The sequence below is a fragment of the Agrobacterium sp. El2ro-1b genome, from assembly GCF_048298475.1.
Lineage (GTDB): Bacteria > Pseudomonadota > Alphaproteobacteria > Rhizobiales > Rhizobiaceae > Agrobacterium > Agrobacterium fabrum.
Genome location: NZ_CP103459.1, coordinates 1230037 through 1244444, shown reverse-complemented (window position 1 = coordinate 1244444; position 14408 = coordinate 1230037). Strand labels below are relative to the sequence as shown.

Below are 14408 nucleotides of genomic sequence, written 5' to 3'. Positions count from 1 at the left end.
CCCCTGCATTCGCCGACAATTACACTAATATAATGATCAATCAAGATTGTTGGACAGCCCTTTATTGGGAACCGGTCCAGCATGCCCCCCGGGCGGATTGAGCCTTCCTCCGGCGCAAATTTCGCTCTCATGGTTTCACACATTTTGAGATGCGGAGCCCAACTTCCATTTCCTGAAATGCTCGCAATCAAACACTCTTCAAGTCCCTTGACCACGATTCATTATACTAGTATTCCAATATACAGCAAACAACGAATTTCTGGCTTCCGCCTGTTTCACGCAGAGAAATCATGGCTCGCTACATCAAACTGACTGAAACCGATAACATCATCGTCGCCGTCGAACCGATCGCGCCGGGCGAGACCGTGGCAGAGGTTGCGGCTAGCGAACGTATTCCGCGCGGTCACAAAATGGCCCTGCGGGCGATCGTAAACGGGACGCCGATCGTCAAATATGGGCAGATCATCGGCTTTTCCACGCAGGACATCGAGCCGGGGCAATGGGTCCACGAACATAACGTGACGATGCAGAGCTTCGAACGCGGTTATGCAAGTGGCGAAGAAGCAAGGCCGACGCGCTATGTCGAGCCGGAGAAGCGCCACAGCTTCAACGGTTTCAGGCGCGCCAGCGGACGCTTCGGCACCCGTAATTACATCGCCGTTCTCACCTCGGTGAACTGTTCCGCCACCGCCTCGCGCTTTATCGCCGATGAGATCAACCGCTCCGGCATTCTCGGCGGGTTCCCGAATGTGGACGGTGTCATATCGCTCGTCCACGGCACCGGATGTGGATTGGATATCCATGGCGAGGCCTACGAATTGTTGAAGCGCACCCAATGGGGCGTGGCACAGAACCCGAATGTCGGCGGCGTGTTGATGGTGGGGCTAGGCTGCGAGGCGTTTCAGATTCCGCGATGGATGGATGCTTATGGATTGAGGGAAAGCGAGACCTTTCGCACGCTTACCATTCAGGAGCTTGGCGGCACGCGCAAAACAGTGGAGGCCGGCGTCGCGGCCATCCGCGAGATGCTGCCGGTGGTCAATAAGGCCATTCGCGTCCCCGCCCCCGCCTCTGAGCTAGTGCTGGCATTGCAATGCGGCGGCTCGGACGGTTATTCCGGCATAACTGCCAATCCGGCGCTCGGCATTGCCGCCGATATATTGATCGCCGAAGGCGGAACCGCGATCCTCTCGGAAACCCCTGAAATATACGGCGCGGAGCATCTTTTGATCCGCAGGGCGGAGCGGCCTGAGGTCGGCGAGAAGCTGGCCGAACGCATCCGCTGGTGGGAAAACTATACCCGGCGGCACGACATGGAGATGAACAACAACCCGTCCCCCGGCAACAAGGCGGGCGGCCTGACGACCATTCTCGAAAAATCGCTGGGAGCGGCGATGAAGGGCGGCTCGACCAATCTGACGGCAGTATTCAATTACGCTGAACAGGTGGACACCAGGGGACTGGTCTTCATGGATACGCCCGGTTACGACCCCGTTTCGGCCACGGGCCAGGTGGCGGGTGGCGCCAATATTCTCTGTTTCACCACCGGGCGGGGCTCCGCTTTCGGCTGCAAGCCCACCCCTTCGATCAAGCTCGCTTCCAATTCCTACATCTTCGAGAAAATGGGAGAGGATATGGACATCAATTGTGGTGACGTACTGGACGGAACGACGCTGCAGCAGAAGGGCGAGGAAATCTTCACCAGAATCCTAGCCGTCGCCTCCGGCGAGCGCACGAAATCCGAGCTTCTGGGTTATGGCGACAATGAATTCGTCCCATGGTCCATCGGCGCGACGATGTAAGCGACCGGCCCGGGGTTTCGGGAAACGCCTGAGCCAAAGGCCTCGCAGCAAGGAAAGACACAAGGGGCATTCGCTTGCCACAACTATTATATTAATGTAACAAAACTTGGAGTGCTCTGGGAGGAGAATATGACAGCAACGGCGAGCGCGCTGCGCATGCGGGGGATCAGCAAGATATTTCCCGGTGTAAAAGCGCTGTCCAACGTCAATTTCACGGTCGAATACGGTCGCATCCACGCCGTCGTCGGCGAAAACGGCGCTGGTAAATCGACGCTGATGAAAATCCTGAGCGGCAGCTATGCTCCCACCACCGGCACGACGGAAATCGCCGGCGTGGAGGTGCAGATGCGCCGACCGGCCGACGCCCAGAAACTCGGCATCCGTATGGTGCATCAGGAGTTGAACCTTGTTCCGGACCTTACCGTTGCGGAAAATATCTATCTCGGCCGCATGCCGCGCCGCCGCTTCCTGGTCGACAGGCAGGCCATGTTGCGCAAAGCGGCTGCGGTTTTGAAAGAACTGGAAGCGGCGATCGACCCGAAGGCGCGGCTCGGTGATCTGACGATCAGTCAGCAGCAGCTCGTCGAGATTGCCAAATCATATTCCGCCGATCCGCGTATCATCGTCCTTGACGAGCCGACATCCAGCCTGAGCGAGCATGAGACCGCGGCACTGTTTTCTATCCTGCGCAAGATGAAAAGCCAGGGCATCGCCATCATCTATATCAGCCATCGGTTGAAAGAAGTGCTTGATATCGCTGATGACGTGACCATCCTGCGCGATGGTAGCATGATCGACACCCGACCGGCTGCCGGCATCACCGCCGCCGAAATGATCCGCCTCATGGTCGGCCGCGAAGTTGCCAATGTCTTTCCCAAAACACCATCGAAGATCGGCCCGGTGGCTTTCAGGGTCACGGGGCTGAGCGACGGCGAAAAATTCCATGACATCGGTTTCGATGTCCGATCGGGCGAAATCCTTGGGCTGACCGGCCTGGTGGGCGCCGGCCGCACCGAAGTCGCCCAGGCGATTTTCGGCCTTGCGCCGCTGGCCACGGGCAGGATCGAGATAAACGGCAAGGCCGTTAGGATTGGTTCACCGGCAGCGGCCGTCAAGGCGGGCATCGCCTATGTTCCCGAAGATCGGAAAGGCGATGGCATCGTGCCGTCCATGAGCGTGCGCGAAAACATCAGCCTGCCGGTGTTGCGGCGTCTCAGTCGTCTTGGCCGCATCGGCATGAGTAGGGATCGGGGGCTGGCGGCGAAATATACGCGCGATTTTTCCATCGTCCCGCCCGATCCGGAGCGGCGCATCAACCTGCTTTCGGGCGGCAACCAGCAGAAGGCGATCATTTCGCGCTGGCTGGCGGCGGGGCCGAAGGTGCTGATCCTCGACGAACCGACACGCGGCGTCGATGTCGGCGCGAAGGCGGAAATACACCGCATCATCGGCGAACTCGTGGCCGGCGGCATGGCGGTGGTGATGATCTCGTCGGAACTGCCTGAAGTGATGGGGGTCTGCGACCGGGTGGTGGTCATGCGCGATGGGCGCGCCTCCTCCCCGATTGCACGCGGAGACTTGACGGAAGAGCGCATCATGGCGCTTGCAACAGGGGAAGAACCCGCGTGAGCGACATCACCGCTATCACCGAAAAGCACAATGTCTCCCCGCGTTTTCATCGCGGCGGGCGACTGGCCGGCCTGTTCGCCAAAGGCGGCCTTTTGCTGGCCATTCTTCTCGTGATCCTATACGGCTCGTTTTCAAGCCCGGTCTTCTTCACGACAGGCAATTTCATCAATATCCTGACATCCATGGCCATTGTCGGCATCGTGGTCGTCGGCATGACCTTCGTCCTCGTCACCGGCGGGCTCGCGGATCTCTCCGTGCCGGCGACCATCGCCTGCGGCGCGATCCTGTCTCTGGCGTTGCAGCCGGAGATCGGTGCGGTTCCGGCCTTTCTGGTCGCTATCGCACTTGCGGGAACCTGCGGTCTCATCAACGGATTGCTCATTGGCTATATCGGCGTCAATCCGATTATCGCGACCCTTGGCCTCGGCACCATCATTCTCGGCATCGTGCAGGCGGTGGTCGGCGGCGTGATCGTTTATGGGACTGATCCGACCATCGCTGCCTTCGTCAAAAGCCGCATTCTCGGCATTCCGCTGGTCGTGCTGGTGTTTCTCGCCGTCGCGGTGGCAGGCCATTTCGTCCTGTCGAGCACCGTCTGGGGCCGGTGGACACTCGCCACCGGCGGCAATTACCGAGCGGCGCGGGCCAGCACCGTGCCGGTCCGGGCAGTCAAGGCCGGCGCTTTCGTCATCACCGGGCTGGCGTCCGGCCTCAGCGGCGGCCTGCTCGGCCTCACCCTGCAAAGCGCACGTCCACTGGTTGGAACGGGGTATGAATTCAGCGCCATCACCGCCGTCGTGGTTGGTGGCATCTCGATCATGGGCGGCTTCGGCTCGGTGCCGCGCGCCATCGCCGGCCTCGTCCTCGTCCAGCTCTTGACCAATGTCATGGTGCTGCAGGGTGTTCCCACCCCGATCCAGGGTTTCGTCCTCGGGCTGCTCATCGCCTTTGCGGTCGCCCTCGACGTCGCGCTTCGCCGGAGAGCCGTGGCATGAACAAATTATTATCTGCACTGTCGCGCTATCGCGTGACGATCATATTGGGAGCGACGCTGGCCATTGCCGCGCTGACCGTTCCCGGCTTTGTCAGCCTCACCACCGCAAGCCTCGGTCTCGATCGCGGCGCATCGATCGGCATCGTCGCCATCGGCCTGACGGTGCTGCTCATCGCCGGGCAGATCGATCTTTCCGTTGGCGCGGTCTTCGCCCTCTCCGGTATCGTGGCGATCTCATTGCAGGCGGAGCTTGGCATATGGCCGGCAGCAGCTCTCGGAGTGCTGACCGGTATCGCCGCAGGTGTCTTCAACGGCTTTCTTACCGTTGTCCTCAAGATCAATGCGCTGGTCGCGACGCTCGCCAGTATGCTGATCTTCCGCTCCCTGGCGCATTGGGTCACCGGCAGCCAGCCGGTGTCCGGCACCGACATTACCTTCGCCGTCACCCTGTCGCAGGTCTATGCGGAAATTTTCACGGCCCGCAGCGCCCTGTTTCTGGCCGGCATCGTGATGCTCGATTTCTGGCTGCGACGCACCGTTTCAGGCCGCAACCTCTTCGCAGTCGGATCGAACCCCGTTGCCGCCGAGGCAAGCGGCATATCATCGGGCAGAACCTTGTTCCTCGGCTTCGTTTTCGCGGGTGCGCTCTCCGGCCTGGCAGGTGTTTTCGAAAGCCTGACGACCAATACGGGTTCGCCGGTCTTCGGTGCGGAAATCACCGTCGTCATCATTGCCGCCGTCGTGGTGGGAGGCACCCGGCTGGAAGGCGGCCGCGGGTCGGCGCTGGGCACGCTTGGCGGTGTTCTCACGATTGCGGCACTGACCACGGCAATGGAGTTCCAGTCCGTGCCGGCTTACGTCCAGCAAATCGTCAACGGCCTAATCCTGATCCTGCTGGTCGTGCTCGACCGTACCGTGCGCGCAAGTCCACGCCCGGCAATGCCGATACTGAAATCCCTTTAACCAGACATGTCACTTAAGGAGGAGTTTGTGATCATGAATAAAAAGACCCTGTTTGCATGCATGGCAGCGCTTATCGCCTCGGCCGGCTTCGCCGAGGCCAAGACGGTATGTTACGTCACGGCCGCCGATTCCCACGCCTATGTCACGCCGGCCAACAAGGCCATCGATGCGCGGGCCAAGGAACTCGGCGTTGAAGTTCTCAGCCTCAGCCAGAATTTTGATGTCCAGACCGGCGTGCAGCAGATCAACACCTGCATTGCCCGCAAGGCGGCCGGCATCATTTTATGGCCGCTCGATCCGCAGGCCTATATTCCCGGTCTTGCAAAAGCCAAGGCGGCCGGCATTCCCGTCAATCTCATCAATTCGCCGATGAATGATGCGGCCAAACCCTTCATCACCTCCTTTACCGGCCCGGACGTCTATTCCGAAGGTGAAATGGCGGCCGAGGCGCTTCAAAAGGCGCTGGACGGCAAGGGCGCCATCGTCATCATCGCCGGCCAGGCCGGCAACGGCACCACCATCGGCCGCGTCGACGGCTTCAACGCGAAGCTGAAGGCGCTCGGCAGCAAGATCGAAGTTCTCGATACCGTCAATGCGGATTTCGACCAGCAGAAGGCGCTCGTCGCCAGCCGTGACCTGATCACCCGTTTCGGCGACAAGATCGCCGGCGTTTATGCCAATGACGACACCATGGCGCGCGGCTTCATCGACGCCTGGAAAGAAGCAAAATCCGGCAAGGCGACACCACCGGTCGTCGGCATCAACGGCCAGAAAGACGCCTTCGAATCGATCAGGAACGGTGAGATGTACGCCACCATCGTGCAATCCCCGATCGAGGATGGCCTGCTGGCAATCAACGCCATGGCGGATGTCCTGAACGGCAAGACAATCGAGGCCCGTCTGCCCATTCCGCTGACGGTTGTGACGAAGGCAAATGTGGACAAGGAAAAGCCCGCCTTCTGAACGATGGAGCATCGGACGTAAGCTGGCGTCACACGCCGGCATGTAAAGCAGGCCGCGCAACTATCTGGGTTGCGCGGCTTATTCCATCGTCATCGCCAAGAAACCGCTCCGCGGACTTCAAGCTTCAGCATGTTCGCGAACATCATCCAGAAGAAAGTGCACGATCACATAGGGCGTCGTGTGTTTCTGGCCGCTATCGGACACGTTCTCGACGCTGCCACCATCGGAGGGGTGCCATTTCTGGTAATGAGGGTTGTTGGCGATCAGCGTAATCGCCTTGCCCGTAAACCTGCCGTTCAACCGATAGCGAACCTCTGCGAGAGGCCAGATTTTCTCAAAATCCTGCTGGCTGATACGGGCTTTCAGGGCCCTTCTGGATACCGCTTTGCCGGGCGAACCATCGTCATGTTCTACCGGTGGAATATGAAGGTCTACCTCTTCCGCATCATCAAGCAGAAAGGCAAATTCGTCTGGCCACATCCGTCTCACGTATCGCTCCTCCCAAAGCCTACCATCTTACAGCACGACCATGATAACGCCTCTGCCGTGAGAGGCAATGGCGGATATGACCCCGCACTTACCGGCATTCCCTCAGTCCTCCAATTTGGTCTTCGCCCCTAAGGGGTGAGCTGGCCTGCATCAGCGAACACTAGGCCGAAAGCTCCCTGCGGATGATGTCCGCTCCTGCAACCAAAGCATTCAGCTTGCCTCTTGCGACCTGACGCGACAGGGGGGCCATGCCGCAATTGGTGCAGGGATAAAGCTTGTCGGCATCCACAAACCGAAGCGCTTTTCGTAGGGTATCCGCGACTTCCTCGGGGGTCTCGATTGCACTGGTTGCCACATCAATGGCGCCAACCATCACTTTTTTACCGCGAATGAGCTCGATGAGATCCATCGGAACACGGGAGTTGTGGCATTCCAGCGAGATCAGATCGATATTGGACTTCTGCAGTTTGGGGAAAGCTTCCTCATATTGCCGCCACTCCGACCCGAGAGTCTTTTTCCAGTCCGTATTGGCCTTGATGCCGTAACCATAGCAAATATGCACGGCAGTCTCGCACTTGAGCCCTTCGATTGCCTTTTCCAAAGTGGCAACGCCCCAATCATTCACCTCGTCAAAAAAGACATTAAATGCGGGCTCGTCGAACTGAATGATGTCGACGCCAGCAGCCTCCAGTTCCCTGGCTTCCTGATTGAGGATTTTGGCAAATTCCCAGGCCAGTTTTTCGCGACTTTTATAGTGGCTGTCATAAAGCGTATCGATCATGGTCATCGGACCTGGCAGGGCCCATTTGATGGGCTGCCTGGTTTGCTGACGCAAGAATTTGGCGTCTTCAACAAAAACCGGCTTTTCGCGAGACACTGCGCCAACGACCGTCGGCACACTGGCATCGTAGCGATTACGAATTCTGACGGTCTCACGTTTTTCAAAATCAACGCCGCTGAGGTGCTCGATAAACGTCGTGACAAAATGTTGGCGCGTCTGCTCGCCGTCACTGACAATATCTATGCCAGCCTGTTGCTGGTCGTTGAGGGACAAACGCAGGGCATCTCTTTTACCCTCAATCAATTCCTCATCCTGCAATTTCCAGGGTGACCAGAGTTTTTCAGGTTGTGCAAGCCAAGAGGGTTTTGGCAGGCTGCCGGCGGTTGACGTGGGCAACAGTGTTTTCATGATAGGTTACCTTGTGTTTTGGTCGTCAACGGGCGCAATCAGAAGATAATCTCTCGAGAATGGACCTATATGGTCTGATGAAATGCTGCTCAGCAAACCTGCCCTGCTCGATAGCTAGCCGGCTACGTTCTTCCCGATCATAGACAATTCGAGTGAGTGAATAATCCTGGTGTTTCAGGTCCGGCCGATAGCGTGCACCCGCCGCAGAATTGGCGTTATAAATCTCTGGCCGATAAATCTTTTGAAAAGTCTCCATCGTGCTGACGGTGCTGATGAGCTCAAGATTGGTGTAGTCGCCAAGCAAGTCACTAACAAAATAAAAGGCCAATGGTGCAACGCTATTCGGAGGCATGAAATAGCGGACCCGCAACCCCATTTTTTTGAAATATTGGTCGGTCGAAGACAACTCATTCTGCTGGTATTCGACACCCAATACGGGATGTCGATTGTCAGTCCGATGATAGGTTTTGCTGCTTGATGCACTCAGGCATATGACTGGCGGCTTGTTGAAATTCTCTTTGTAAGCAGCCGAGTTCAGGAAACACTTGAACAGGTTTCCGTGCAGATCGCCAAATTTGTCTGGCGTGCTGAATTGGGGCCGGTCCCTGTTGTGCTCCGGCAGCAAGACGCTGAAGTCGTAATCGCGGACATAGGAAGAAAAATTATTGCCGACAATGCCATCAATGCGCTCGTTGGTTTTTCGATCAACGATGTTCGTTTTCAGGATTTCAATCAGCGGAAAAGCATCATTCCTGCCTTCAGCACCAATATTCATTTCGACGGATATGATTTCGAGCTCGACAGAATAGCGGTCGCCTTCAGGGTTATCCCAATGCGCCAGGGTGTTGAAACGATTGTCAATCATCTTCAGGGCATTGCGCAGGTTCTCCTGACGGTTCTCTCCCCTAGCCAGATTGGCGAAGTTGGTCGTAACACGCGTGTTTTCTGAAGGATGATAATCCTCATTAAAAGAAACTCTCTTAATATCAAAATTAAAGTCTCTACTCATTGCGGTCCGACGTCCTGTCTCCCGATATAAACCTGAAATTTCTGACTTATGCTTCAGGATATACGGAATATTATCTTCGATTATCTCCAGCCTGCAACATTCATGCTGCCCATACTTGAGACGGTGCGTGATATATGCCTGAGACATTGATTGAGTAACAATGGTTTTATCTCATTGGAGCATGAGCCACGTTCATGATTTGGCGTAGCGCCAGACTGAAGATCATCCCTGCGAACCCCTCAGCGCTTCCATGACGTTCCAGTGACAGACGCCTTGACCACTTCAACGACATGCGACATTGGTTAGCCATCGTGGTTCTGCGGACGAAGGTCCGGAGCTAAGAGGGAATTCGGTGAGGGCTTTAATCACAGCCTGAATCCGAAGCTGCCCCCGCAACTGTAAGCGACGAGCGAAAGTCCATCATGTCACTGAGGCCTGCCTCGGGAAGACGGACCAAAGCTATGACCCGCAAGCCAGGAGACCTGCCGCGATAGATAACGTCCACGGGCGGGGTGTCCCGGAGTGCCGCTTTCGCGATAGGCATTCCCGTGCCTTTGCCTCTGCGTCATGTCCCGCCCTGCCGCAACCTGAGGCAGAGCCGATGACAGACACCGCAACGATGGAAAAGCCTGCCCAGCGCGGCGCGACAACCCGTCTTATCGATATCGTCTTTCCTGGAGATACCAACCATCACGGCACTCTCTTCGGGGGGACCGGCCTTGCCCTTATGGATCGCGTCGCCTTCATTGCAGCGACCCGCTTCGGACGGACGCCTTTCGTGACTGCCTCCTGCGAACGTATCGATTTCAGACAACCCGCACGCATCGGGCATATCGTCGAATTCACGGCGAGACCCGTGAAGGCTGGACGCCGTTCCCTGACGGTCGAGGTCGAAATGGTGGCGGAAACCATTGTCGGTCGTGAGCGGCACACCTGTACGCGGGGCATCTTCCATATGGTGGCCACACCGGAAGGTGAGGATGCCGCGTCTTATGCCCTGCCCGAACTCCTCCCAGAAAAGACGCCCGATCCAAGCGATGCCGTTACCATGGTCGAAATCGTGTTTCCGGATCAGGCAAACAGCGCCGGCCGGATGTTCGGCGGCGAAGCAATTGCCTATATGACCAAAGCCGCTTTTGTTGCAGCGTCGCGCTATTGCGGCAAGCTGGTGGTGCTGGCCTCATCTGAGCGCATCGATTTTGCAAGGGCAATCGAGATCGGCGAAATTGTCGAGGCGCAGGCACACGTCGAACGCGTGGGCCGCAGTTCCATGTCTATCCAGACAAAACTCTGGTCCGAAAATCTTCTGAACGGCGAGAGAAACATCACGGCCACCGGACACTTCACCATGGTGGCGGTCGACAAGGACCACCGGCCGGCTCCCATTCGCGACCCGGCCGAAGTCGTTTCCCTAGACAAGGGAGGAGCATAGCCATGCTGGACAGGCAACATCTTTCGATCCTGCGTGAAGTCGATCGCATGGGCAGCCTCACGGCCGCGGCCGAGCGGCTGAATGTATCCCAGTCTGCTCTCAGCCACACAATCCGCAAGCTGGAAGATCGGTACGGCGTGGCGATGTGGGAAAAGGATGGCCGCAACCTTCGTCTCACCGACGCAGGCCGCTACATCCTGACGCTGGCACAGCGCGTTCTGCCCCAGATCGAGAGGGCTGAAAATGTTCTGTCGGATTATCGCCACGGGCAGCGAGGCTCGCTCAAGATCGGCATGGAATGCCATCCATGCCACCAGTGGCTGATGAGTGTCACAAAACCCTACCTCATGGAATGGCCGGATGTGGGCTTGGAACTGACGACCTCGTTCGCTTTCGGCGGCGTGGCAGCGCTGGCTGGATATGAGATCGATATCCTGATCACACCGGATCCGATCGAGATGGCCGGAGTCCACTATTTGCCGGTATTCGACTACGAACTGGTGCTTGCGGTACCAGTCGTTCATCCGCTGGCGCTGAAACGCCATGCCGAGCCTACGGATTTGCTGGATGAGACGCTATTTACCTATCCGGTACCGCCGGAGCGGCTGGATGTGTTCTCGCAATTCCTGGTGCCTGCCAATTGCCGCCCGCGTCATCACCGCAATATCGAAACGACGGAAATGATGCTCCAGCTCGTGGCGGCAGGCCGCGGGGTCAGCGCCATTCCCGATTGGCTGGTGCGACGGGAAGCGGCGGCACTGGGTGTCCGCGCCGTCCGCATCGGTCAGAGCGGTATCCAGAAAAGCATCCATCTCGGTTTAAGAGAGGGTGACGATACTGTCGATTTCATTGCCGGGTTTCTTGAGACGTCGCGTCAAACATTAGCCTGACGCGCCGACTTCGATCGATTTGCCAGCCCTGGCAGGAGGAAGCACCTATATGCATGTTGAGAACTCATCGTCGGCATGGCTGGCAGATGACACTGCAAGTGAGATAAAAGCAGAAGCGCGCGCTTTCTGTCTACGGATGATCAATGAATTCTATGGGATCGGTTACACGCCAGCCTGGCACTCGGATCTGGACTCATTATTGAAAACCGCACCCGAAAACTGGTTTTCGAATGTGGAGCGCGGAAGTTTTCTTCTCGTCCGGGACGACGCAGGACACATCATCGCCTCTGGAGGTCTCTACGGTCTGGAAAAAAAGCCATCCACGAGAGAGCGCTTGCAAGATCGCTACCGCGACGCGAACGGGGTGTGCCAGATCGCCCGGGTCTATCTGGAGCCAGGTGCTCGGCGGAAAGGACTGGGGTCATTGGTCGTGGCAGCTTTGGAGACTAGGGCACGCGAACTGGGCTACATCACATCCTATCTTCATGCAGATACAGAAACACCTGACACCCTTCGCTTCTGGAGAAGCCAGGGATACAGCGAGTTCGGCCGGTTCTCCTATCCGTCACCAAAGGGGATGGATAGGAGTGTGGATTTCGAGAAGTCGCTCCATGAGGATATTCAATAAAACACAAACATGTCTTTGTGTTTTAGTCGAAGCCGTTTCGCCTCAGGCCGCAAAACGCCCAGCGCTTCAGGACGGACGAAATGCCCCCGTGATCCGTCGAAGCACGGCGTTCGCATGGTCGCCGGTGACCGTGGAAATCATCACGACATCCAGCTTCGGAAGTTCGGGTAGCGAGCGGCTCCTGACTTGCCGCACGCTGGCGGGAGCAGCACTTTGTGCCAGAAGCCCGACACCAATTCCGGCTTCGACAGCGGCTCCCACTGCCGTTGCCCCGGTGCCGACGAATACCTCGCGCCAGGCGATATCCGCGCTCTCCAGCGCCCGAAGGGCCATGGCTCGCAAATTGCAAGGTTCCGGCTGAAGCACAAGAGGCACGGGAACGTCTGAACGCAGATCGAAATCCGCACTGCCGTACCAGCCAAAGCTCTCCTGAAACAACGGCTCTCCATCCCGGCGGATATCATCGTGCCGCAACACGACGATCGCATCGAGTTCTCCGGCATCATAGAGTTCAAGCAGCGTTCTGGTGCCGGCGGTGCGAAGATGAAGCGTAACGCTCGTCACGCGCTCGCTGACCACCCGAAGTATCCGCGGCAGGTCTGCCCCAATCAGATGATGCGTGACACCGATCGCCAGCCGCGTCGGCTCCTGACCAAAGACATCAAGCGCACGGCGGCCGGCAGCGACATAGGCGCGCGCGGGCTCCAGAAAGCGTTCGCCTGCAGCCGTCAACCGCACGCGACGCGGCGTCCGTTCGACCAGGCGATGTCCCAGCATATCTTCGAGCCGGCGTAGACGCAGGGATATTGCCGCCTGCGACGTATTCATCACGCCAGCAACCTGCGTGAACGACTGCAGTTCGGCAACAAGAAGAAAAGCCTCGACGGCCTCGGGATCCAATGAGCGCATGGCGCTCATAACAAACTGTTATCGCTGAAACTTGCAAGCCCCTAATTCTATCGACCCATCAGGACCGCTATTCCACGAAAATCTTGATAGGAGTTTTTCGTGTCGTCACAGATTTCTTCGTCGTCGCCAGGCCCTGCCCCTGCCGCCGACCCCCGCATATGGGCAGTGCTTGCCGTGGCGGTCGGAACGCAGACCGCAGGCTCGTTCGTATCGCAGGGAATTTACATTCTCGTGCCCTTCTGGCGGGAAGCATTCGGCGTTTCGCTAGCATCCGCGTCGCTTGCCGTCACCGTCATGAACGGTGTCCAGATCGCAACGATGTTCACGCTTGGCCGTGCCATCGACATTCACGGCGAGCGTCGTATCGTCGGCATTGCCATGCTCGGTATGGCGATCGCCATGGCCTGCGCGGCAATATTCGCAAACAGTTTGCCCGCGCTGCTGGTATGCATCGCATTTCTGGGCGGCACCTATGCAGCTGTCCAACCGGGCGGCACGCGGGCAATCATGCGCTGGTTCCCGCCCGCCAAACGCGGAATAGCCACCGGGTTTCGGCAGGCCGCGGTTCCCTTCGGAACGATGATCGCAGCGGCCCTCCTGCCATTCATGGCAGTTCGTTACGGGTGGCATGCGGCTGCATGGCTGTGCGCCGGTGTTTCCATCGTCGGCGCAGCACTTTTCTGGGGGCTATACCGCGAGGGAGGCGACGTTGCGGCCAAAACAGAGCGTCCGCTCCCCTTGGCGAAACTCGCCCGCATCGTCGGGCAGGATCGCAGCTTCTGGCCCGTTTTGCGACTTGGTATTGCCATGTCGGCGTTTCAATTCACCCTGACCGCACACGTCATCGGCTTCATGGCGGACGGCCTGGGGCTTGGTCTCTTTGTCGCCTCCTCGATGTTTGCCGCAACACAGCTTGCGGGCATTCCCGGCCGCATTCTCCTGCCCTGGCTCAGCGATCGCTTCCGGCCGGGTCTTCGCGGCCAATCGTTTGGACAGGTATCCATCATTGCTGCGGGCGCGGCAGCACTGCTCGCGCTTCTTCCCATCGGCACGCCATCACCGGTTATCCTGCTCGTGCTCGTCATATTGGGGATATTCGGGATAGGCTGGTTTCCGCTTTACCTTCTGCAGATCGCCGAGAGCGCGCCGAAAGGCTCGATAGCCTCTACAATCGCCTTCGCATCCACGATCTGTCTGGCTGTCATGGCAATTGGCCCCTATCTGTTCGGGCTCCTGGCCGACAGTTTTGGCTATGGTGCAGCATGGTCAGCGCTGATCGTGCCGGTAGTCGTGACCGCGATACCGCTGGCCATCTCGTCACCACGCCTGCCGAAAACTCAAACCGGTTCGCCGTGAGATAGGATCTTGAAGTTTATAGCCACGCACGGAGGAAGGCGGTTGTATTCAGGCAAGCGCCCGCGGTCTCCCCGTATCAGGTGGCATCGGTCTTGTTATTGCCCGGGCCAATCATGAGGCCCCGCCTCATTTCTACGCTAGTGTATTAAAGGAGT

The 14408-nt window shown here is 58.0% G+C and carries 13 protein-coding genes and 1 riboswitch; of the genes, 9 read left to right on the top strand and 4 right to left on the bottom strand.

The window, feature by feature from the left end:
- Positions 1–290: 290 nt before the first annotated feature.
- From NYR50_RS19930 to NYR50_RS19910, 5 genes are all read left to right on the top strand, one after another.
- Positions 291–1802: a UxaA family hydrolase gene (locus tag NYR50_RS19930; RefSeq protein ID WP_418137978.1), complete on the top strand. Its 1512-nt coding sequence runs from the start codon at positions 291–293 to the stop codon at positions 1800–1802.
- A 129-nt stretch (positions 1803–1931) separates the two neighbouring features.
- Entirely contained in the window at positions 1932–3431 is a 1500-nt protein-coding gene (locus tag NYR50_RS19925) for a sugar ABC transporter ATP-binding protein (protein ID WP_174010360.1), read from the top strand.
- Positions 3428–4426 carry an ABC transporter permease gene (locus tag NYR50_RS19920; RefSeq protein ID WP_174010362.1) on the top strand — a complete coding sequence of 333 codons (999 nt, stop codon included), beginning with the start codon at positions 3428–3430 and terminating at the stop codon, positions 4424–4426. Before NYR50_RS19925 ends, NYR50_RS19920 begins: the two co-directional genes overlap by 4 nt.
- On the top strand, positions 4423–5388 hold the full coding sequence (locus NYR50_RS19915) for an ABC transporter permease (RefSeq protein ID WP_174010363.1): 966 nt from the start codon (positions 4423–4425) through the stop codon (positions 5386–5388). Before NYR50_RS19920 ends, NYR50_RS19915 begins: the two co-directional genes overlap by 4 nt.
- 33 nt (positions 5389–5421) lie before the next feature.
- Complete coding sequence (locus NYR50_RS19910) at positions 5422–6351, top strand: sugar ABC transporter substrate-binding protein (protein ID WP_174010365.1); 930 nt, start codon at positions 5422–5424, stop codon at positions 6349–6351.
- 117 nt (positions 6352–6468) lie between these two features.
- Here the strand turns inward: NYR50_RS19910 and NYR50_RS19905 are convergent, their stop codons facing one another.
- The 3 genes from NYR50_RS19905 to NYR50_RS19895 form a co-directional block, all read right to left on the bottom strand.
- On the bottom strand, positions 6469–6831 hold the full coding sequence (locus tag NYR50_RS19905; protein ID WP_174010434.1) for a hypothetical protein: 363 nt from the start codon (positions 6829–6831) through the stop codon (positions 6469–6471).
- Between the two features lie 169 nt (positions 6832–7000).
- On the bottom strand, positions 7001–8029 hold the full coding sequence (locus NYR50_RS19900) for a methionine synthase (protein WP_174010367.1): 1029 nt from the start codon (positions 8027–8029) through the stop codon (positions 7001–7003).
- A gap of 25 nt (positions 8030–8054) precedes the next feature.
- The gene (locus NYR50_RS19895) at positions 8055–9038 is read right to left on the bottom strand and encodes a DUF1852 domain-containing protein (RefSeq protein ID WP_174010369.1); all 984 of its coding nucleotides are present in this window, start codon (positions 9036–9038) and stop codon (positions 8055–8057) included.
- Between the two features lie 295 nt (positions 9039–9333).
- A riboswitch (cobalamin riboswitch) is annotated at positions 9334–9543 on the top strand.
- Positions 9544–9639: 96 nt separating this feature from the next.
- On the opposite strand from NYR50_RS19895, the gene NYR50_RS19890 reads away from it, so the two are divergent.
- The 3 genes from NYR50_RS19890 to NYR50_RS19880 are packed head-to-tail and all read left to right on the top strand — an operon-like array spanning position 9640 to position 11988.
- A complete protein-coding gene (locus tag NYR50_RS19890) occupies positions 9640–10470 on the top strand; it encodes an acyl-CoA thioesterase (protein ID WP_174010371.1) in 831 nt (276 codons plus the stop codon).
- Positions 10471–10472: 2 nt separating this feature from the next.
- Positions 10473–11360 (top strand): LysR family transcriptional regulator, encoded by an 888-nt coding sequence (locus NYR50_RS19885; RefSeq protein WP_174010373.1) that lies wholly within the window; start codon positions 10473–10475, stop codon positions 11358–11360.
- A gap of 49 nt (positions 11361–11409) precedes the next feature.
- Positions 11410–11988 (top strand): GNAT family N-acetyltransferase, encoded by a 579-nt coding sequence (locus NYR50_RS19880; RefSeq protein ID WP_174010375.1) that lies wholly within the window; start codon positions 11410–11412, stop codon positions 11986–11988.
- Between the two features lie 66 nt (positions 11989–12054).
- Here NYR50_RS19880 and NYR50_RS19875 read toward each other — a convergent pair whose 3' ends face one another.
- On the bottom strand, positions 12055–12906 hold the full coding sequence (locus NYR50_RS19875) for a LysR family transcriptional regulator (RefSeq protein ID WP_010973354.1): 852 nt from the start codon (positions 12904–12906) through the stop codon (positions 12055–12057).
- 90 nt (positions 12907–12996) lie between these two features.
- Between NYR50_RS19875 and NYR50_RS19870 the strand changes: the two genes are divergently transcribed.
- The gene (locus NYR50_RS19870; RefSeq protein WP_174010377.1) at positions 12997–14253 is read left to right on the top strand and encodes an MFS transporter; all 1257 of its coding nucleotides are present in this window, start codon (positions 12997–12999) and stop codon (positions 14251–14253) included.
- Positions 14254–14408: the final 155 nt, after the last annotated feature.